The sequence below is a fragment of the Microbacterium sp. WHRI 7836 genome, from assembly GCF_040223885.2.
GTDB lineage: Bacteria > Actinomycetota > Actinomycetes > Actinomycetales > Microbacteriaceae > Microbacterium > Microbacterium oxydans.
This window is the reverse complement of the sequence record NZ_CP168171.1, coordinates 2,632,027-2,650,868: the sequence shown is the minus strand read 5'-3', so window position 1 is coordinate 2,650,868 and position 18,842 is coordinate 2,632,027. Positions and strand designations below refer to the sequence as shown.

The window sequence follows — 18,842 nt, the reverse complement described above, 5'->3', positions numbered from 1 at the left end:
CTAGCGGCTACAGAAGCAGCCGCTCTGCGCTACGGAAGCAGGATGATCTTGCCCGAGGCGGCGCCGGATTCCATGAGCTCATGGGCCTGCGCCGCCTCGGCGAGCGGCAGCTGAGGGCCGATCTCGATCGTGAAGTCGCCGGCGTCGAGGAGGGCGATCGTCTCGGGCAGGGCCTCGGCGCGCCAGGCGAGCTCCTGCGTGGTCAGCGGGACGGGCGAGCCGCCGGAGAACGCCCGGATGCCGAAGGATGCCGCATCCGGCCCTCGCACGATCGTCGCGATGCGCTCACGGTCGGCGACGAGCGCCAGCGACGCCTCGATCGCCTCATCGGTGCCGGCGCAGTCGAGCACCACGGTCACGGGTGACGGAGCGGCGGCTCGCACCCGGTCGAGCAGACCATCACCGTAGGCGACGGGGATCGCCCCGAGCTCGCGCAGCTGGTCGTGGCGGGCGGGGCTTCCTGTGGCGATCACGGTGGCACCCCAGGCGACGGCGAACTGCACGGCGGCCTGGCCGACGGATCCGGAACCGCCGTGCACCAGCAGCACGTCGCCCTCGGTCACTCCCAGCGACCGCAGCGACTGGTAGGCGGTGCCCGCGGGGATGCCGATCCCGGCGCCCTCGGCCGTCGTGACCGAGTCGGGGAGCTTCGCGAGCTTCTCGGTCGCGATCGCGAGCGCCGAGGCGTAGGTGCCGTTCCCGTCGCGGATGGCCACCCGGTCGCCGACGGCGAGATCGTCGACCCCTTCGCCCAGCACCTCGACGATGCCGGCGCCGTCGAAGCCGACAGGACGCGGCTCGGTGATCGGCGGGGACGGGCGCTTGCCGCCCCGCAGCTTGGCGTCGATCGGGTTCGCTCCCGCCGCCTCGATCCGCACGACGACCTCACCGCGTGCGGCGACCGGATCCGGGATCTCGATCAGGTGGAGGACAGCGGGGGAGCCGATTTCGGTGTAGACGATCGCGCGAGCCATGCGTTCAGGCTACCCGGGGTACGCGGGGCCCGGTCTCGGGTCAGCGGCCGGAGAGGACCTTCATGATGCGCTGAGGCGACACCGGCTGCGCGGTGCCCAGACGCTGTGCGAACACACTCACGCGATACTCCTCGAGCAGCCAGCGCACCTCGACGAGCGCGGGCGTCGCGTCGGGGGCGAGGGGGATGGTGCCGCCCGCGTCTTCGAACGCCTTCGCCATCCGCTCGCACTCGGTCATGCGCGCGCGGTCCTTGCCCGGCTCGCTCGCCAGAGTCTTCAAGCGGTCCAGCATCCCCTCCAGGTAGCGGGGGAAGTGCGCGAGGCGCTCGGCTCCCGCGGCGGAGACGAATCCCGGGTGCAGCAGGCCGCTCAGCTGGGTGCGGATGTCGTTCAGTGGTCCGAGCAGGGCGAGCGAGTTCTGCGACTTGATGCCGCGCTCGACGTCCCGGGACTTGGTGAGGATGCGTGCGACCAGCGACACGCAGGTGAACAGCTCGTCGACGAGCACGGCGGAGACCGCGTCCCGCACCCGGTCGAAATCGGCCTCGTTGCGCACGATCCCTTCCGGCACGAGGCTCTGGATGACCTTTCTGGCCACTGCCGCGCGGCAGTCTTCGATGAGTGCGGCCGCTGAGGGATACGGCGAGGCTGCGAGCGCCAGCTTCTCCTGGCTCGTGAGGTGCTCCTGCACGTACGAGGACGGAGAGGGGACGCCCAGCAGCACGAGCCGCAGCACGCCGTCGCGCGTCGCCGCTGCCGCCGCGTCGGGGGTGGATTCGACGCGCACCGACACGGTCTTGCCCTGATCGACGACGGCCGGGTAGCCGCGGACCACCCCTCCGGCGACGCGGGTGTCGAGCACCTCCGGCAGCTCCCCGAAAGTCCAGGCCGTGAGACCGGTCTGCTCGAGCGACGCGGCGGCGATGCGTTCGACGCCCTCGCCCGGGGTGCCGCGTTTCGCGCCGGGGGCGCCGGAGCGGGGAGGGGCGGCGATCGAGCGGGCGACGCTGCTGCGAGCGCGGTCGGAGAGCTGCGTCTGCAGGGCACGCAGATCGCGTCCGGAGCCGACCACCCTGCCGCGCTCGTCCACGGCGCGGAAGTTCATGCGCAGATGCGGGGGCACCCGTTCATCGTCGAAGTCGGAGGCGGAGACCAGTTGATTGGCGAGCGGCTGGATTCGACGGGCGAGGGCTTCCTTGAGCGTGCGCGGGGGCAGACCGCCGTGCGACTCCGGCCCCTCGTCGATGAGCTCGGCACCGAACTTCTCCGCCCAGTCGGCCGCGGGCACCACGTGGCGACGGATGGCCTTGGGGAGAGCGCGCAGCAGACCGGTCACGAGCTCGGCACGCAGGCCGGGAACCTGCCAGTCGAAGCCGCGATCCTCGATCTGGGCGAGCAGGGGCAGGGGCACGACGACGCTCACTCCGTCGTCGTCGGCGCCCGGCTCGAATCGATAGGCGAGGCCGAGCACCTGATCGCCCTGCGTCCACCGGGTCGGGAACTCGCGCTGATCCGCGCGCTCCTCGTCGTCGATCAGGTCGCTCTCGCGCATCACGAGCAGCTTCGGCGTGGCCGCCATGGCCTCGCGCCACCAGCTCTCGAACGAGCGCACATCGAAAACCTCGGCGGGGATGCGTTCGTCGTAGAAACGGAACACGGCCTCGTCGCCCGCGAGGATGTCGCGGCGGCGCTCGCGCTCCTCCAGCTTCTCGAGGCGCTTGCGCAGCTCGGCGTTGCTGCGCCAGAACGCACTCACCCTCTTGTCGATCCGCGTCGGATCCCACTCGCCCTCGACCAGCGCGTGCCGCACGAACAGCTCGCGTGAGGCGGCTCTGTCGATGCGCGCGAACTGCACGCGCCTGCGCGGGATGATCTCGAGCCCGAAGAGCGTCACCTTCTCGAACGCGACAGCGGCCCCCGCATCCTTGGACCAGTGCGGCTCGGTCACCTGGCGCTTGGCCAGATCCCCGGCGAGGGGTTCGGCCCAGGCCGGATCGATCGCGGCGACCGTGCGTGCGAACGTGCGGGAGGTCTCGACGATCTCGGCGGCGATCACCGCGCGCGGGCTCTTCTTGCGCAGCCCGGAGCCGGGGAAGATCGAGAAGCGGATACCTCGGGCTCCGCGATACTCCGCGATGCGCCGACCCTTCTGCTCCTTCGCGGGGGCGTGCGTCTTGCCGGCGGGGGCGGTGCGCTCGTCGAGGATGCCGATCTGCGAGAGCAGGCCGGAGAGCAGGGCGCGGTGGATCGCATCGGGGTCGCTGGCGCCCCCGCCCTCCCCGTCACGGTCGTTCGTCTTCACGAGGGTGCGGAGCTGGCGGTGCACATCGAACCACTCGCGCACCCGCACGTAGTTGAGGTGCTCGGAGCGGCAGAGTCGACGGAACGCGCTCGAACCGAGCGCGCGCTGCTGCTCACGCAGGTGGTTCCACAGGTTCAGCAGGGTCAGGAAGTCGCTGGTCGGGTCGACGAACCGCGCATGCAGGCGGTCGGCCTCCTCCCGACGCTCTTCTGGCCGCTCCCGCACGTCCTGGATCGTCATGCCGGAGACGATCGCGAGCACGTCGCGTGTCACAGACGAGTGGGTCGGCGAACCCGTCGAAGGGCGCCCCGCCTCGATCAGCATGCGTGCGAACCGCGGATCGATCGGCATGCGCGAGATCTCGCGGCCGATGCGGGTCAGGTGCGGGGATCCGTCCCTGCGCGACGCCTCGACGGCGCCGAGCTCGGTGAGCAGGTCGAACGCGGCCTTCACCCCACGGGAGTCGGGCGGGGTGAGGAACGGGAACGCCGTGATGTCGCCGAAGCCCAGCGACAGCATCTGCAGGATGACCGAGGCCAGCGAGGTGCGCAGGATCTCGGGCTCGGTGTACTCCGGCCGCCTGTCGTAGTCGTCCTCTGAGTACAGGCGGATCGCGATGCCGTCGCTCGTGCGGCCTGCGCGACCGGAACGCTGGTTGGCCGAGGCCTGCGAGACGGGCTCGATCGGAAGCCGCTGCACCTTGGAGCGGTTGCTGTAGCGGGAGATGCGCGCCGTGCCGGTGTCGATCACGTACTTGATGCCGGGCACGGTGAGGCTCGTCTCGGCCACGTTGGTGGCGAGGATCACCCGACGGCGCACGCCGGCCACCCTGCTGCGTTCGAACACCCGATGCTGGTCGGCGGCGGAGAGGCGGCCGAACAGCGGCAGCACCTCGGTGGGGGAGCGGTCGTTCGCGTAGGCGCCGCGCACCGCGTCCGCGGCGTCGCGGATCTCGGCCTCACCGGGGAGGAAGACGAGCACGTCTCCCGGCGGTTCACGGTCGAGCTCCCGCAGGGCGGAGACGATCGCCGACACCTCGTCCTCCGGCTCGGCAGGCGAGCTCTCGTCGTCCGCATCCTCGACCGGCCCGCGGTAACGGATCTCCACCGGATAGGTGCGGCCGGAGACCTCGATGATCGGGGCGGGGGTTCCGTCGCCGCCGGTCTCCGAGGGAGCGGCGAAGTGCTTCGCGAAGCTCTCCGGATCGATCGTCGCGGAGGTGATGATCACCTTCAGATCCGGACGCTCCGGAAGGATGCGGGCGAGGTAGCCGAGCAGGAAGTCGACGTTGAGGGAGCGCTCGTGCGCTTCGTCGATGATGATCGTGTCGTAGCGCGTGAGCAGACGGTCGCGGTGGATCTCGTTGAGGAGGATGCCGTCGGTCATCAGGGCGATGCGCGTGGCGTCGGACACCTTGTCGGTGAAGCGCACCTTGTAGCCGACGATCGTGCCGAGCTCGACCTGCAGCTCTTCGGCCACGCGCTCCGCGATCGTGCGTGCGGCCAGGCGACGGGGCTGGGTGTGCGCGATGCGCTCGCGCCCGAGCTCGAGAGCGATCTTCGGCAGCTGCGTGGTCTTTCCCGATCCCGTGGCACCGGCGACGATCACGACCTGATGGTCGCGGATGGCGTCGGCGATCTCGGCCCTCGCCGCACTGACCGGCAGCTCGGGGGGATAGGAGATCACGGGAGAAGACATAGCCCTCCATCGTATGCCGGGAATCGCCCCCTACGATCATGGGGTGATCACCGCTCTCGCTCCTGTCCAGTGGTTCCGCGAGTTCGGGCGGCCGCCGCGCATCCTCGGGCTCGACATCGCCAGAGGACTGGCGATCCTCGGCATGGCCGGAGCGCACATCGGCGAGACAGAGGCATTCGACTGGTTCGACCCCTCGACGTGGACCGACCTGGTGCACGGGCGGTCCTCGATCCTGTTCGCGGTGCTCGCCGGTATCTCGATCGCCCTGATGACCGGGCGCAGTGCCGGTCCCGACCGCGAGCGGATCCCGAGCATCCGCCTGCAGCTGATCGGGCGCGGTGCGGTGATCTTCGTGATCGGGCTGGCGCTGGAGATGCTGAACACCCCGATCGCCGTGATCCTGACGCTCTACGGTCTGCTCTACGTCGCGGTCATCCCGTTCCTGCGGTGGCGGCCCTGGCAGCTGCTGAGCGCCAGTGCGGTGCTCGCGCTGCTGGGCCCGTCACTGCTCGCCTTCCTGAACGCGGTGATGCTGAACCCCTACGGTTCCGGTATCGGATTCGTGCTCTACGGCACGTATCCGATCACGGTCTGGATGGCGCTGGTGCTCGCCGGCATGGCGTTCGGTCGCCTGCACGTCGAGCGGCTGCGCACGGCGGCGGTCGCGCTCGGGATCGGGTTCGTGCTCGCCGTGATCGGCTACGGCTTGGGCGGAATCGGTCAGGCAGCGGGACTCGCCGGGGGCTTCAGCAGCAGCTCCTTCTCCGACAGCAGCTCCTTCTCCGACAGCGGCTCCTTCTCCGACGGCAGCTCCGGCAGCGTCGTCTCCCCGCCCTCCGGGTGGGAGGGATACCCGCAGGCGCTGACCGAGACAGATCCCCTCCGCGCCGTGCTCACCGCGGTGTTCGCGGTCGAACCGCACAGCGGCGGCACCGCAGAGATCCTCGGATCGGGCGGCTTCGCGCTCGTGGTCATCGCGCTGTGTCTGCTGCTGAGCCGGCCGCTGCGCTGGGTGCTGCTGCCGCTCGGCGCGCTCGGCTCCATGCCCCTGACGGCATACAGCGCTCACGTCGTCTCCGTCGTGCTGGTGGCCGGGCCAGGAGGGTTCTTCTCGAGCAACGCCTTCTGGGCGGCCACCGCGCTCGGACTGCTGCTCCTGACGACGCTCTGGTCGATGTTCTTCGGACGGGGCCCGCTGGAACGCCTGGTCGGACGAGGGGCAGCGGCGATGGCGGCGGTGCCGCGGCGCTGATATGGCGGCGGTGCGGTGGCGCTGATCCGGCCGGCTTCGAGCGTTCCTCCGGATCGGGAGGCGCGATGTGTTACCGTGGGTGCGCAACGCCTGTCTGGCGTCTGCGACCGACTGGCATGGCTGGTCGGACTGGGGAGTTTCGAACTGGGGAGTTCACACCACCGCGTCGCGGCGATCTTTCGCCGCCTCGATGTCGTCGAGCGCGCGGGGGATGATCACGCCGCGTTCGGGACAGCATCGACTGGGGAGTCACGGTGGGGAACACGAGTTTCGGGCGACGGACACGCTTCGGGCGACAGACAAGGGGAGTCGTCGCATCAATGCTGACGGCCGGCCTGCTGATCGCGGGTCTGTCGGGTGTGGGAGCGACGGCGGCCGCCGCGGCGGATGTGCCGCCGACGATGCCGCCGCAGTTGCAGCGCGACGAGAACGTGGTGACGTCGGACCCGATCCCGACTGTGCAGATCGACAACGGCTACGTATGGGCGCAGACCACGATCGGCACCACGGTGTACGCGGTCGGCAAGTTCGACAACGCGCGGGAGCCGAAGGCGGCGCCCGGGACAGCCCTCACCGCCCGTTCGAACGTGCTGGCCTACGACATCGTCTCGGGTGCTCTGTCCTCGTTCGCCCCGACGGTCAACGGCGTCATCAAGGCGGTCGCCGCGTCTCCCGACGGGTCCCGCATCTACATCGGCGGCTCGTTCAACAAGGTGAACGGGAAGGACCGCTGGAACTTCGCGGCGCTCGATGCCAAGACCGGTGAGCTGGTCCCGCAGTTCGCGCCGTCGATCGGCGGCAGCGGCGTGTACGCCATCACGACCGACGGGTCGAACATCTACCTCGGCGGTCTGTTCACCCAGGCCAACGGCGTCGCCCGGAAGAACCTCGCGGCCTTCGACCAGAAGAACGGAGCGCTCCTGAGCTGGGCCCCGCAGGCCGACCGCCAGGTCGACGCCCTCGTCATGGACCCGGCGGGCACGAACGTCATCGTGGGAGGACGCTTCTCCGCGGTGAACGGCAGCAGCCTGCGCGGTTCCGCAGCGGTCGACAAGTCCACGGGTGCCGCCGACACCGCCTGGGGCATCTCCAAGGTCGTGAAGAACAGCGGCAGCAGCAGCAACTCCGGCATCTTCGCGCTCGCCACGGACGCGAACACCGTCTACGGCACCGGGTGGAGCTGGGCCGGCGGGGGCAACCTCGAGGGCACGTTCGCCGCTGAGGCCGGCACGGGTGCGGTGCGGTGGATCGCAGACTGCCACGGCGATCACTACGGCGTCTACTCGACCGGCAAGGTGGTCTACACGACCAGCCACATGCATTCCTGCAACACGATGGGGCTCCAGCCGCAGAAGAACCCGGCGGTGTACCAGTACGCCGAGGCCTACACGGCCGACGCGCGCGGAACCCTCTCCGCGAACACCTACTCCGGGTACGCCAACTGGGCCGGCACCCCCGCTCCGTCGCCGTACCAGTGGGCGCCCGACTTCGCGGTCGGCACCACGAGCGGCCTCGGCCAGGCGGGCCTGTCGATCACGGGCGCGGGCGACATGATCTCGATCGGCGGAGAGTTCCGCTCGGTGAACAACGGGCAGTTCGAGGGAATCGTGCGCTTCTCCACGAACCCTCCGGGTGGTGCGAAGGACGGGCCCCGGCTCTCCGACGCGGCATGGAAGCCCACGGCGGGCACCTCGCCCGTCCCCGGCAGCGCCCGGGTGTCGATCCCCACGAACTGGGACAGGGACGACCTGACCCTCACCTACGAGCTGCGCCGCGACGGTGCCACCGAGCCTGTGGCCACCGCGACAGCGGACGGCACCTGGTGGAAGCAGACGACGGTCACCCTCGACGACCCGACGGCGACCCCGGGAGCCACGCAGAGCTACACGGTGGTCGCGAAGGACCGTGACGGCAACATCGCCACGAGCGCGAGCGTGAACGCGAAGGCCACGGCGGGCACCGCCTCGGCCTACTCGAAGAAGATCCTCGCGGACAAGCCTTCGCTGTACTACCCGATGGGCAACGTCTCGAAGGACTGGGCCGGATCGAACAACCCGGTGAGCGGCACGGGAGCCTCAGCCTCGTCGTCGGGCATCGAGAACAGCGGCACCGGTTCGACAACGTTCAACGGCACCACGAACGGGCGGGTGTCTTCCGATGCGAAGGCACCGGTGTCGAGCGAGTTCTCCGCGGAGATCTGGTTCCAGACCACCACGAAGACCGGTGGCATGCTCATCGGCTCCGGAGCGGCCAAGACGGGGAGCTCCGCGAGCGTCGACCGGCAGCTGTACATGGCCAACAGCGGCACCCTGACCTTCGGCGTCTTCGCCGGGCAGGCCCGATCCACGATCGCCGGAACCAAGGCGCTGAACGACGGCGTCTGGCATCACGCTGTCGTGTCGCAGGGTGCGGCCGGGATGAAGCTGTACGTCGACGGCGAGCTCGTCGCGTCCGACGCCACGGTCACGACGGCCAAGACCGACCCCGCCTACCTCCGCATCGGGGGAGACGCGCTCACGGGCTGGCCCTCTGCTCCTTCGTCGAACTACTTCAAGGGATCGCTGGACGAGGCCGCGGTGTACCCGCTCGCGTTGAACGCCGACCAGGTGCGCTCGCACTTCCAGCTGGGCAAGGGTCTCAAAGCTCCGACGGCGGCCTTCACGGCCCAGGCGACCGACCTGACCGTCGCGGTCGACGGGTCGGGATCCACCGCAGACGGCGCAGCGTCGATCAGCGGCTACGCGTGGGACTTCGGCGACGGCTCGTCGGCGACCGGCGCGACGGCGACGCATGACTATGCAGCGGCCGGCACCTACACCGTGCGGCTGACGGTGACGGACAGCAGCGGACTGTCGGCGTCGAGCGAGAAGCAGGTCGCGGTGACGGCTCCCGTCGTGGCCGATGTCGTGGTGGCATCCGACCGGTTCGACCGTGCGGTGGAATCCGGCTGGGGCACTGCTGAGGTCGGTGGCGTATGGACGCCCATGCAGGGCAAGTCGACGGCTCTCTCGGTGGCCGACGGTGCGGGAGTGATCGACCTCGTCGCCGGGCAGACCAGGGAGATGCTGTTGGACGATGCGTCGGTGCGGGATTCCGCCACCACCCTGTCCTACACGCTCTCCGGCGGTCCGGAGTCTGGCACCGTCTACGTCGGAGCGGGTTCTCGGCGCAACGCGGACGCCGGCTACCGCGCCCTGGCGTGGCACCGCGCTGATGGGGCGACGTGGGTCGTGATCCAGCGCAACGGGACGGCCATCGCGAGCGCCGCTGTGCCGGGGCTGACCTGGAGTGCCGGCACCGTGTTCCATCTGTCGACCGAGACGACCGGGTCGTCCTCGACCACGATCCGCGCCAAGGTGTGGGCCGACGGGCAGCCGGAACCGGCGACGTGGCAGGTGTCCGCGAGTGACGCGACCGCGGCGCTGCAGAGCGAGGGCTCGCCCTCGGTGTTCTCCTACCGGGCCGGCACCGCGACCGGCACGAACGTCGTGCGGGTGAACGAGGTCAAGACCACCCGGATCGGTGGCTGAGCAGCCGCTGGGCTGAGCGCAGACGCAGAGGGGGCACCGGCATCGGCCGGTGCCCCCTCTGCGCCTCTCAGAAGTCTTCGGACCTCTCAGAAGTGGGTGCCGCCGTCGATGCGCACCTCGGTGCCGGTGATGAAGGCGCCGTCCTCGCTCGCGAGCATCGCCACGACACCGGCGACCGATTCCGGTCCGGCGAAACCCTCGCCGATCGCGGGTGCGAGCTTCATGAACAGGCTCATGTCGGCGTCGGCGGGGAGGCCGGGGCCGTTGCTCTGGTTGCTCCGTCCGGACCCGTCGGTCATGCCGGACGAGATCGACCCCGGCTGCACCGCGGTGAAGCGGATACCGCTCTTCGCGTACTCCGCTGCGAGCGCATGGGTCATCGACTGCACGCCGCCCTTGCTGGCCGCATAGGCCGCCATGTAGGGGTGTGCGAATCCGGCTGAGGTCGAGCTGAAGTTGACCACGGCGGCCGAGGAGCCCTCCTGCAGGGCGGGGATCGCCGCGCGGATGACGAGGAACGTGCCGACCAGGTTGATGCGGATGACCTGCTCGAACTGGTCGAGCGTCGTCTCGTGGGTGTGCGAGGAGCGGAGGATGCCGGCAGCGTTGACGAGCACGTCGAGTCCGCCCAGAGCGGCAACGGCTTCGGCGACGCCCGCGGCAACGGAGGCCTCGTCGGCGATGTTCATCGTGACGGTGGTGAGGCGTTCGGCGAGCGGCCCTGCCTTGGCGACCGTGTCGTCGAGGCCTTCGGTGCTGACGTCGGCGGCGACGACGCTGCCGCCTTCACGGAGCATCCGCAGCACGGTGGCCTGGCCGATGCCCGACCCTCCTCCGGTGACGAGAGCCCGACGTCCTTCATAGCGGTTCATGATCTTCCCTTCGTGACGAGTACTGGCAGGATATGCCTGTTTGGCATGTTGTGCCACCTAGTCCCAACCTGCCGGTGCGCGGATCTGTTCCCGTACGCTGTGACGGTGGAGACGTCGACCCTCACCGAGCGCCGCAAGGCCGCGACCGAGCGCGAGATCGCTGCCGCTGCGGCCGCGTTGTTCGCGGAGCAGAGCGTGGCGGGCGTCACCGCAGAGCAGATCGCGGCGCGTGCGGGCGTCTCGGTGCGGACGTTCTACCGCTACTTCGCACGCAAGGAAGACGCGATCGCCCCGATCCTCAGCGTCGGCGCGCAACGGTGGCAGGAGGCCTTCGCGCAGGTCGGAGAGGGGGCTCTGGGTGAGCAGATCCCGGCCGTGATCGAGGCGCAGCTCGCCGAGGGACAGTCAGGTGCGGGCATCGCCGACGGGCTCGAACTCGACACGATGCTCGGCGTGCTCCGCGGACTCGACGACGATTCCGCGATGCGCGACGTGTGGCTGCGTGTGAACGATGATTCCGAGCGCAGGTTGCGTGCGATCCTTCAGGAACGCGGCCTCGCCGTGTGGGATGCCGCATTGCTCGCCGCCGTCGCGACCGCCTCGATCCGTGTCGGGCTCGAACAGTGGGCGACGGATCCCGACGGCCCTCGTCCCGCCGTGCGCGCAGTCGACGCCTTCCGGTCGATGTCGCAAGGGCTGAGCGGACTCGATTGACGTCGTCCGCTCACCGGCCCGTGCGCGGCGCCGTCGCTACACGGGCAATGCCAGATACAACCGGTAGGCGGCCTGACCGGCGAAGCTGTCCGCGGCGTTCGCGGGCGCTTCGACGAGGTACAGGCGCCCGGGAGCATGCGGACGCGATTGCGCGTCGAGGTGCCACACCACCCGGCTGATCGTCGCTCCCTCGAAGTCGTATCGGGTGCCGGACCCGTCATCGAAGACCTGTTCCGTGTAGGTGGGGTCGCCGATCCTGCTCCGGATGTCGATGGCGGCCTGTGCTGCCTCCTCGTCGGAGGCGAACTGCAGCACGGTCAGCGTGGCGCGTCCGGTGTCGGAGCTGAACACGGCGGTCGTGGCGTCGCGGGAGCCGAGGTCGTTCGGAGTATCCGTCCACTCGCCTTCGAGCTTCCAGTCGCCGGCAGCGGTTCCGACCTCCGTCGAGGCCGCGGCGCACAGCTCACCGCACCCCGATGTCGGAAGGGCAGGGGGTGGCGTCGTGGTCGGGGTGGATTCCGGTGTCGCCGATGTCGATGGTGCCGTGGTCGACTGTCCGCGTCCCTCGCCGATCTCGGCGCGCAGACCGGCGGCGAGAAGGAGATTCGTCCCGATGGTTCCGAGAAGGAGGAAGGCGGCGACGACGATGACCAGGATGACGATGGTCCGACTGCGCCTCTTCGTCGCTGTGACGACCCGTGTCTCATCCTCGTCGGGATCATGCGTCTCGGCCGCGGGCGGCGGGGGCGGGAGATACTCCTCATCGCCGGACGTGTCGCGTTCATTCATCGACCTCAGCCTACGGAAGTCGGTCGGGCACTGCGGCGACCGCACCGACTTCTTTCGTCACCGGCCGGGTCCACCTGTCATCACAGGTCATAGGCTGGAGACATGACGATTCCTGCACTCGAACTGAATGACGGCAACTCCATCCCCCAGCTGGGCTACGGCGTCTTCAAGGTGCCGCCGGCAGAGACCGAGAAGGCGGTGAGCGAGGCTCTGGAGATCGGCTATCGCCACATCGACACCGCCGCGATCTACGGCAACGAGGAGGGCGTGGGTGCCGCCATCGCATCCTCTGGCATCCCCCGTGACGAGCTCTTCATCACGACGAAGCTCTGGAACGACCGTCACCATGACGACGAGCCCCGCGCCGCCATCGGCGAGAGCCTCGAGAAGCTGGGTCTCGAGAAGGTCGACCTGTACCTGGTGCACTGGCCCACCCCGGCCAAGGACGACTACGTGCACGCGTTCGCGAAGCTGATCGAGCTGCGTGAGGAAGGTCTCACCCGCAGCATCGGCGTATCGAACTTCCTGGTCCCGCACCTCGAGCGCACCGTGAAGGAGACGGGCGTGGTCCCGGCTGTGAACCAGATCGAGCTCCACCCCGCGTACCAGCGCCGCGATGAGGTCGCCTGGGCCGACGCGAACAATGTGCGCATCGAGGCGTGGGGTCCGCTCGGCCAGGGCAAGTACGACCTGTTCGGCATCCCGGCCGTCGCGGATGCCGCAGCCGCGCACGGGGTCACCCCGGCGCAGGCGGTGCTCCGCTGGCACCTGCAGAAGGGCATCATCGTGTTCCCGAAGTCGGTGCGCGCCGAGCGCCTGCGCGAGAACCTCGACGTGTTCGGCTTCGAACTGACCGACGCCGAGATCGCCGCGATCGACGCCCTCGACCCGCTCGACGGTTCCGGCCGCGTGGGCTCGCACCCGGACGAGGTCAACTGACCCTCTCGGGGAGACGGAGCCTCCGGGCCTACATGACGCCCCGTGTCGCCTCGCGCGACACGGGGCGTCGTCCTGAGTACCGTCGAGGCATGACAGCTCCGTACCGTGTCGTCGCCGTGTCGGGATCCCTGCACGAGCCCAGCAAGACGACCGCCCTCGTCCGCGCGATCACGGCCGCCATCGCCGAGCGCGCCGACATCGAGTCGCAGCTCATCGAGCTGACGCAGATCGGACCGGGGCTGGCCGGCGCGTTGCAGCGTGACCAGCTGCCGCCGGAGGTCGAGGCGCAGTTGCAGGCGATCGAGTCCGCCGATCTGCTGATCGTGGGCAGCCCCGTGTATCGGGCGTCGTTCACCGGGCTCTTCAAGCACCTGTTCGACTTCGTCGGTCAGTACGACCTGGTGGGAAAGCCGGTGCTGCTCGCCGCGACGGGCGGCGGCGAGAAGCACGCGCTCATCATCGAGCACCAGCTGCGTCCGCTGTTCGCGTTCTTCCAGGCGCTCACCCTGCCCCTCGGCGTCTACGCCAGCAACACCGACTTCGACGGCTACGAGATCACCTCCGAGGTGCTCGAAGCCCGCATCGCTCTGGCAGCCGAGCGTGCGCTGCCGCTGGTGGGGTACGCGGCCTCGCGTCCGGTCGAACTCCTCGTCGGCTGACCGCAGTCGCCACGCGCGGCGTAGCGTGGAGGCTATGACCAATCGGCTCGCGGACACCCTCAGCCCGTACCTGCGCGCGCACGCCGACAATCCGGTCGACTGGCACCCGTGGGGTGAGGAGGCCTTCGCGGAGGCCCGGCGGCGGGACGTGCCGCTGCTCATCTCGATCGGCTATTCGACCTGCCACTGGTGTCACGTGATGGCGAGGGAGTCTTTCGCCGATCCCGTCACCGCGGCGCTCATCAACGAGGGCTTCGTCGCCGTCAAGGTCGACCGTGAGGAGCACCCCCAGGTCGACGGTGCGTACATGGCGGCGGCCTCGGCCTTCACGCAGAACCTGGGTTGGCCGCTGACGGTGTTCGCCACGCCGCGCGGACGCACCTTCTACGCCGGCACGTACTGGCCGCCGGAGGCCCGTGCGCCGATGCCCGCCTTCCGTGAGGTCCTCGCCGCGGTGCGGGAGGCCTGGACGCTCCGTCGCACCGAGGCCGAGGAGTCGGCGGATGCCGTGACGGACGCACTCGCCCGAGCAGCGGAATCGGCGCCATCGGACGTCCCGGATGTCGTTGCGATCACGACGGCGGCGGAGGCGATCGCGCAGCGGGAGGACCGCCAGTTCGGCGGCTTCGGCGGCGCGCCGAAGTTCCCCGTCGCCACCACACTGCGGTTCTTGCAGCATCCCCTCGTGCGAGAAGGTGCGCCGGAGGCATCTGCCGCTGGTGCGCGCGCGCTCGCCGCGATGGCGGCCTCCGACCTTCGCGACGCCGACGGCGGGTTCTTCCGCTACGCGACCGGGCGCGACTGGACCGTGCCGCACTACGAGCGGATGCTGACCGACAACGCGCAGCTGCTCGACATCGCTCGTGACGGGGGAGACGAGCCGACCGTGCGAGGTATCGCCTCGTTCCTGACGGGCGTGCTCCCGCGCGACGGAGGCGGATTCGGCGCGGCGCAGGATTCCGAGTCGACGATCGACGGCGTGCGCTCCGAGGGCGGGTACTACCTCCGCCCGGTGGCCGAGCGCGCGGACCTGGAGCCCCCGGCAGTCGACGGCAAGGTGATCACCGGATGGAACGGACTCGCGATCGGTGCCCTCGCCCGCGCCGGAGCCGCGTTCGGAGAACGGGCGTGGATCGACGCGGCCGCCGCGGCTGCCGACCACGTGCTGCGCACCAATCGGGACGCCGAAGGCGCTCTCGTGCGTGCGTCGCTGGATGGACGGGCATCGACTGCCGTCGCGACCGCCGCCGACCTCGGCCTTCTCGCCGACGGCCTTTTCGCGCTCGCGCTGGCGACCGGCGAGACGGACTGGGCGATCACGGCGCGTGGCATCCTCGACGACGTCCTGTCGGGAGCGGGAGGCGACGACCCCCTGCTCTCGGCGCAGGGCATCGCGACCTCGCCCGATCAGACCGACGGCGATCTGCCGTCGGATGCCGCGGCGATCGCGAGCGCCGCCCTGACCGCGTGGTGGATGGGCGCGGGGGATCGGTATCGGGAAGCGGCCGTGTCGACGGTGAGCGCGCTCGCGACCAGGTCGCTGGAGCAGCCGTTCGCCCACGGCACCCTGCTGCGGGTGGCCGCCGGCCTCGCGGCTCCGCCCCGTCAGCTCGTCGTGGTCACCGGGGAGCCGGACAGTGCGCTCGCCGCCGCAGGCCGAGGCGCCGACGCCGAGGTCGTCGCCGTGGTCACCCCGGACCAGGCGCGGGCATTCGCGGATGCCGGGTTCGAGCTGTTCGAGGGCAAGGACACGTCGACGGACCGCGCCTACGACTGTCGGGCGTTCGTGTGCCGGCTGCCGGTCAGCGATCCTGCCGAGGTGTCGGTCGCGCGCTGACCTTCACACTGTGCAGTGTGTCCAGCCCATCCCGAGGGACGGGCGCTCGATTGCGCGAGATGCGCAGCTTCCGGTGCGCCGATTGCCCAGTGGTGGGATTCCGTTCTAGTGTTGCGCGACACCTCACCCGATCACAGCAAGGACGCTCTGACGATGCCCCTTCCCACTCGCGCCGGACTCGACGCCGTTCCCGCTTACCGTCAGGGGCGCTCCGCTCCGGCCGGTGCGTCCAAGCTCTCCTCGAACGAGTCCCCGCACCCGCCGCTCCCGTCGGTCGTCGAGGCCGTGCGTGAGCGCCTCGACGGAATCAACCGCTATCCCGATATGAGTGCCGCGAAGCTGCGCGAGCGACTCGCCTCCCGCTACGGTGTCGACGTCTCCGAAGTCACCGTCGGTGCGGGGTCGGTGGAGATCGCGGCGCAGCTCATCCACGCGGTCGCCGGTGACGGCGACGAGGTCATCTTCGCGTGGCGGTCGTTCGAGGCGTATCCGTCGCTCGTCCGCATCGCCGGGGCGACGCCCGTCCCGGTGCCGCTCGACGCGGACCACGCTCACGACCTCGACGCGATGCTGGCGGCGATCACCCCACGCACCCGCCTGATCTTCGTCTGCAATCCGAACAACCCGACGGGCACCGTCGTGAGTGCCGACGAGTTGGAGCGTTTCGTCGCGGCGGTGCCGCACGACGTGCTCGTGGTGATCGACGAGGCCTACGTGCACTTCGACCGCGCCGAGAGCAGGGGAGCCGGCATCGAGCTGTTCCGACGTCACCCGCACGTGGCCGTGCTGCACACGTTCTCCAAGGCCTACGGGCTCGCCGGGCTCCGGATCGGCTACGCCATCGCGCCGGCCGCCGTCGCCGAGAACCAGCGCAAGGTGGCGGTGCCGTTCGGTGTGACCGACCTCGCCCAGACCGCTGCCCTCGCGTCCCTCGACGCCGAGGAGGAGCTCGCGACGCGTATCGACGAGGTGGTCGCCCAGCGCGACCGCCTGCACGACGTGCTCACTGCCGCCGGATGGCCCGCCGTCCGCTCGCAGGCCAACTTCGTCTGGGTGCCATCCGGGGACCGCACACCGGAGCTCGAACGACTGCTCCAGGAGGGCGGCGTGGTCGCACGCGTCTTCCCCGGCGAGGGCGTCCGCATCTCCTCGGGCTCCGTGGAGGACATCGATCGGGTGCAAGCCGCCCTCGAGACCGAGCTCGCCGAGGTGAACGCATGACCGATGGACGCGTGACCAACGATCCCGTGACCGAGGTGCCCACCACCACGACGACCACCAAGGGTCTGCACCCGGGGCTGACGCGCCGTCAGATCTCGATGATGGGACTCGGCGGCGCGATCGGCGCCGGCCTGTTCGTCGGCTCGGGCCAGGCGATCAGCATCGCGGGGCCCGCAGTGCTGGTGTCGTACCTCGTGGCCGGCGGCATCGTCGTGCTCGTGATGGCGATGCTGGCCGAGATGGTCGCGGCGAGGCCGAGCTCCGGTGCCTTCAGCTCGTACGCGCAGAAGGCGATGGGCCGTAGCGCCGGCAGCGCGGTGGGCTGGCTGTACTGGATCCAGCTGGTCGTGGTGATCGCGGCCGAGGCGACGGGCGCCGGCGCGATCGTGGCGAACTGGACCCCCGGGATCCCGGCCTGGGTGTGGGTGCTGATCTTCGTCGTGGCGCTCACGGCCGTGAACCTGTTCGGCGTGCGCAACTACGGTCGCTTCGAGTTCTGGTTCGCGGCGATCAAGGTCGCGGCGATCATCGCCTTCCTCGTGGTCGGGGTGTGCGCGATCGTCGGCCTCATCCCGGGCGTGCCGGGTACCGGCATCTCGAACCTCGTCGACAACGGCGGGTTCGCCCCGAACGGCATCGCGGGCATCGCCGGTGCCCTGCTGATCGTGGTCTTCGCGTTCGGCGGCACCGAGGTGGTCGCCATCGCCGCCGCCGAGTCGAACGATCCCGCGCGCAACATCCGCCGCATCGTCCGCGAGGTGCTCGTGCGCATCATGGTGTTCTACGTCGGGTCGATCTTCGTGATCGTGGCGGTGCTGCCCTGGAACGATCCTGCGGTGAAGGCCGGCCCGTTCTCCGCGGTGCTCGAGACCCTGAACGTACCGGGAGTCGGCCTCGTGATGGACCTGATCGTGATCATCGCGCTGCTCTCGGCCATGAACGCCAACATCTACGGTGCCTCCCGCATGGCGTACTCGCTGGGGGAGCGGGGCCTTGCTCCGCTGGCTGCGACCCGGACGAGCCTCAAGGGCGTGCCGTTCGTCGCGGTGCTGGCCTCCGTCGCCTTCGGGTTCGTCACGGTCGGACTCAACTGGGCGTTCCCCGACGTCGTGCTGCCGGCCCTGCTCAACGTGGTCGGCTCGACGCTGCTGGTGATCTGGACCGCGACCGCGGTGGCGCAGATCATCCTCCGCCGTCGTGCGGACCGCGCAGGCGACGAGATGCCGATGCGGATGTGGGGCTTCCCCTGGCTGTCGTGGCTGTGTCTGGTGCTGCTCGCCGCGGTGATCGCCCTCGCGATGATCGATGAGGCCGCCCGCATCCAGTTGCTGCTGACACTCGGGCTCACCGCCGTGCTCCTGCTCGTCGCACGCGCGACCAGGAGCGTGGCGAGGCCCGGCGTCCCGCGGGAGTGACGATGCGCATCGATCGCCTCGACGCCCAGCTCATCCGACTGCTGACGGAGTCGCCGCAGCTGCCGATCCTGGAGTGCGCGCGGCGGCTCGGCATCGCGCGGGGAACGGCGACGAGCCGACTCGCGCGCCTGCACGAGGGCGGGGTGATCGAGGCGATCGTGCCGCGCATCGATCCGGCCGGATTCGGATACGGTGTCGTCGCCTTCTGCCTGGTCGAGATCGATCAGAAGGTCGGGCATGACGAGGTGGCGACGGCGCTGGCCGACGCCGTCCCAGAGATCGTCGACATGCACACCGTCACCGGAGCGAGCGACATGCAACTGCGACTGGTGGCGCGCGATGCCACGCAGTTGCAGGAGGTGCTCGACCGGGTCGCCCTGGTGCCGGGGGTCGCCCGCACCGCGTCGTCGATCGCGATGCGCACGCACCTCTCCGGTCGGGTGCTCCCTCTGGTCGAACACGTCGCGGCGGACGAGATGCCGTAGCGCGGTAGAGTTCGAGCATGTCGAGTCCCGAGTCAGACGAGTCGGGGGCCGTCGGTCACACCGCCGGCCCCGTGCGCCGATAGCTGCGATCCCGTAGCTGCGCCTCCCCTCCGCGGAGGCGCCTACTGGTGCATCCCCGGATGCCGGCCGTGGTG

At 69.9% G+C, this 18,842-nt stretch carries 13 protein-coding genes; 9 read left to right on the top strand and 4 right to left on the bottom strand.

What is annotated here, in order from left to right:
• Window positions 1-29 precede the first annotated feature (29 nt).
• Window positions 30-974 carry an NADP-dependent oxidoreductase gene (locus ABRP18_RS12620; RefSeq protein WP_349884768.1) on the bottom strand — a complete coding sequence of 315 codons (945 nt, stop codon included), beginning with the start codon at window positions 972-974 and terminating at the stop codon, window positions 30-32.
• Window positions 975-1,014: 40 nt separating this feature from the next.
• The gene (gene hrpA / locus ABRP18_RS12615) at window positions 1,015-4,974 is read right to left on the bottom strand and encodes an ATP-dependent RNA helicase HrpA (protein WP_349884767.1); all 3,960 of its coding nucleotides are present in this window, start codon (window positions 4,972-4,974) and stop codon (window positions 1,015-1,017) included.
• A 43-nt stretch (window positions 4,975-5,017) separates the two neighbouring features.
• Here hrpA and ABRP18_RS12610 point away from each other — a divergent pair, with 43 nt between their 5' ends.
• Window positions 5,018-6,226 (top strand): heparan-alpha-glucosaminide N-acetyltransferase domain-containing protein, encoded by a 1,209-nt coding sequence (locus ABRP18_RS12610; protein ID WP_242868664.1) that lies wholly within the window; start codon window positions 5,018-5,020, stop codon window positions 6,224-6,226.
• A 320-nt stretch (window positions 6,227-6,546) separates the two neighbouring features.
• Window positions 6,547-9,756 (top strand): LamG-like jellyroll fold domain-containing protein, encoded by a 3,210-nt coding sequence (locus tag ABRP18_RS12605; RefSeq protein ID WP_349884766.1) that lies wholly within the window; start codon window positions 6,547-6,549, stop codon window positions 9,754-9,756.
• Between the two features lie 86 nt (window positions 9,757-9,842).
• Here ABRP18_RS12605 and ABRP18_RS12600 read toward each other — a convergent pair whose 3' ends face one another.
• On the bottom strand, window positions 9,843-10,628 hold the full coding sequence (locus tag ABRP18_RS12600; RefSeq protein WP_058632388.1) for an SDR family NAD(P)-dependent oxidoreductase: 786 nt from the start codon (window positions 10,626-10,628) through the stop codon (window positions 9,843-9,845).
• 105 nt (window positions 10,629-10,733) lie between these two features.
• On the opposite strand from ABRP18_RS12600, the gene ABRP18_RS12595 reads away from it, so the two are divergent.
• Complete coding sequence (locus tag ABRP18_RS12595) at window positions 10,734-11,342, top strand: helix-turn-helix domain-containing protein (protein ID WP_308431889.1); 609 nt, start codon at window positions 10,734-10,736, stop codon at window positions 11,340-11,342.
• A gap of 36 nt (window positions 11,343-11,378) precedes the next feature.
• Here the strand turns inward: ABRP18_RS12595 and ABRP18_RS12590 are convergent, their stop codons facing one another.
• Complete coding sequence (locus ABRP18_RS12590; RefSeq protein ID WP_193761561.1) at window positions 11,379-12,131, bottom strand: hypothetical protein; 753 nt, start codon at window positions 12,129-12,131, stop codon at window positions 11,379-11,381.
• 102 nt (window positions 12,132-12,233) lie between these two features.
• Between ABRP18_RS12590 and ABRP18_RS12585 the strand changes: the two genes are divergently transcribed.
• The 6 genes from ABRP18_RS12585 to ABRP18_RS12560 all read left to right on the top strand — a co-directional run bounded on the left by ABRP18_RS12585 (window position 12,234) and on the right by ABRP18_RS12560 (window position 18,687).
• Window positions 12,234-13,070 carry an aldo/keto reductase gene (locus ABRP18_RS12585; RefSeq protein ID WP_046749735.1) on the top strand — a complete coding sequence of 279 codons (837 nt, stop codon included), beginning with the start codon at window positions 12,234-12,236 and terminating at the stop codon, window positions 13,068-13,070.
• Between the two features lie 89 nt (window positions 13,071-13,159).
• Window positions 13,160-13,729 (top strand): FMN reductase, encoded by a 570-nt coding sequence (gene msuE / locus ABRP18_RS12580; RefSeq protein ID WP_058632391.1) that lies wholly within the window; start codon window positions 13,160-13,162, stop codon window positions 13,727-13,729.
• A 34-nt stretch (window positions 13,730-13,763) separates the two neighbouring features.
• The gene (locus ABRP18_RS12575) at window positions 13,764-15,566 is read left to right on the top strand and encodes a DUF255 domain-containing protein (protein ID WP_349884765.1); all 1,803 of its coding nucleotides are present in this window, start codon (window positions 13,764-13,766) and stop codon (window positions 15,564-15,566) included.
• A 153-nt stretch (window positions 15,567-15,719) separates the two neighbouring features.
• The gene (hisC, locus tag ABRP18_RS12570) at window positions 15,720-16,787 is read left to right on the top strand and encodes a histidinol-phosphate transaminase (RefSeq protein WP_349884764.1); all 1,068 of its coding nucleotides are present in this window, start codon (window positions 15,720-15,722) and stop codon (window positions 16,785-16,787) included.
• Window positions 16,784-18,202 carry an amino acid permease gene (locus tag ABRP18_RS12565; RefSeq protein WP_046749732.1) on the top strand — a complete coding sequence of 473 codons (1,419 nt, stop codon included), beginning with the start codon at window positions 16,784-16,786 and terminating at the stop codon, window positions 18,200-18,202. The genes hisC and ABRP18_RS12565 overlap by 4 nt, the downstream gene beginning before the upstream one ends.
• Before the next feature lie 2 nt (window positions 18,203-18,204).
• Window positions 18,205-18,687 (top strand): Lrp/AsnC family transcriptional regulator, encoded by a 483-nt coding sequence (locus ABRP18_RS12560; protein WP_046749731.1) that lies wholly within the window; start codon window positions 18,205-18,207, stop codon window positions 18,685-18,687.
• Window positions 18,688-18,842 lie beyond the last annotated feature (155 nt).

Excerpts from the sequence above, each read along its gene's own strand:
- ABRP18_RS12620 (WP_349884768.1), bottom strand. The coding sequence starts at position 974 with ATGGCTCGCGCGATCGTCTACACCGAAATCGGCTCCCCCGCTGTCCTC.
- hrpA (WP_349884767.1), bottom strand. The coding sequence starts at position 4,974 with ATGTCTTCTCCCGTGATCTCCTATCCCCCCGAGCTGCCGGTCAGTGCG.
- ABRP18_RS12605 (WP_349884766.1), top strand. The coding sequence starts at position 6,547 with ATGCTGACGGCCGGCCTGCTGATCGCGGGTCTGTCGGGTGTGGGAGCG.
- ABRP18_RS12600 (WP_058632388.1), bottom strand. The coding sequence starts at position 10,628 with ATGAACCGCTATGAAGGACGTCGGGCTCTCGTCACCGGAGGAGGGTCG.
- ABRP18_RS12590 (WP_193761561.1), bottom strand. The coding sequence starts at position 12,131 with ATGAATGAACGCGACACGTCCGGCGATGAGGAGTATCTCCCGCCCCCG.
- ABRP18_RS12585 (WP_046749735.1), top strand. The coding sequence starts at position 12,234 with ATGACGATTCCTGCACTCGAACTGAATGACGGCAACTCCATCCCCCAG.
- msuE (WP_058632391.1), top strand. The coding sequence starts at position 13,160 with ATGACAGCTCCGTACCGTGTCGTCGCCGTGTCGGGATCCCTGCACGAG.
- ABRP18_RS12575 (WP_349884765.1), top strand. The coding sequence starts at position 13,764 with ATGACCAATCGGCTCGCGGACACCCTCAGCCCGTACCTGCGCGCGCAC.
- hisC (WP_349884764.1), top strand. The coding sequence starts at position 15,720 with ATGCCCCTTCCCACTCGCGCCGGACTCGACGCCGTTCCCGCTTACCGT.
- ABRP18_RS12565 (WP_046749732.1), top strand. The coding sequence starts at position 16,784 with ATGACCGATGGACGCGTGACCAACGATCCCGTGACCGAGGTGCCCACC.
- ABRP18_RS12560 (WP_046749731.1), top strand. The coding sequence starts at position 18,205 with ATGCGCATCGATCGCCTCGACGCCCAGCTCATCCGACTGCTGACGGAG.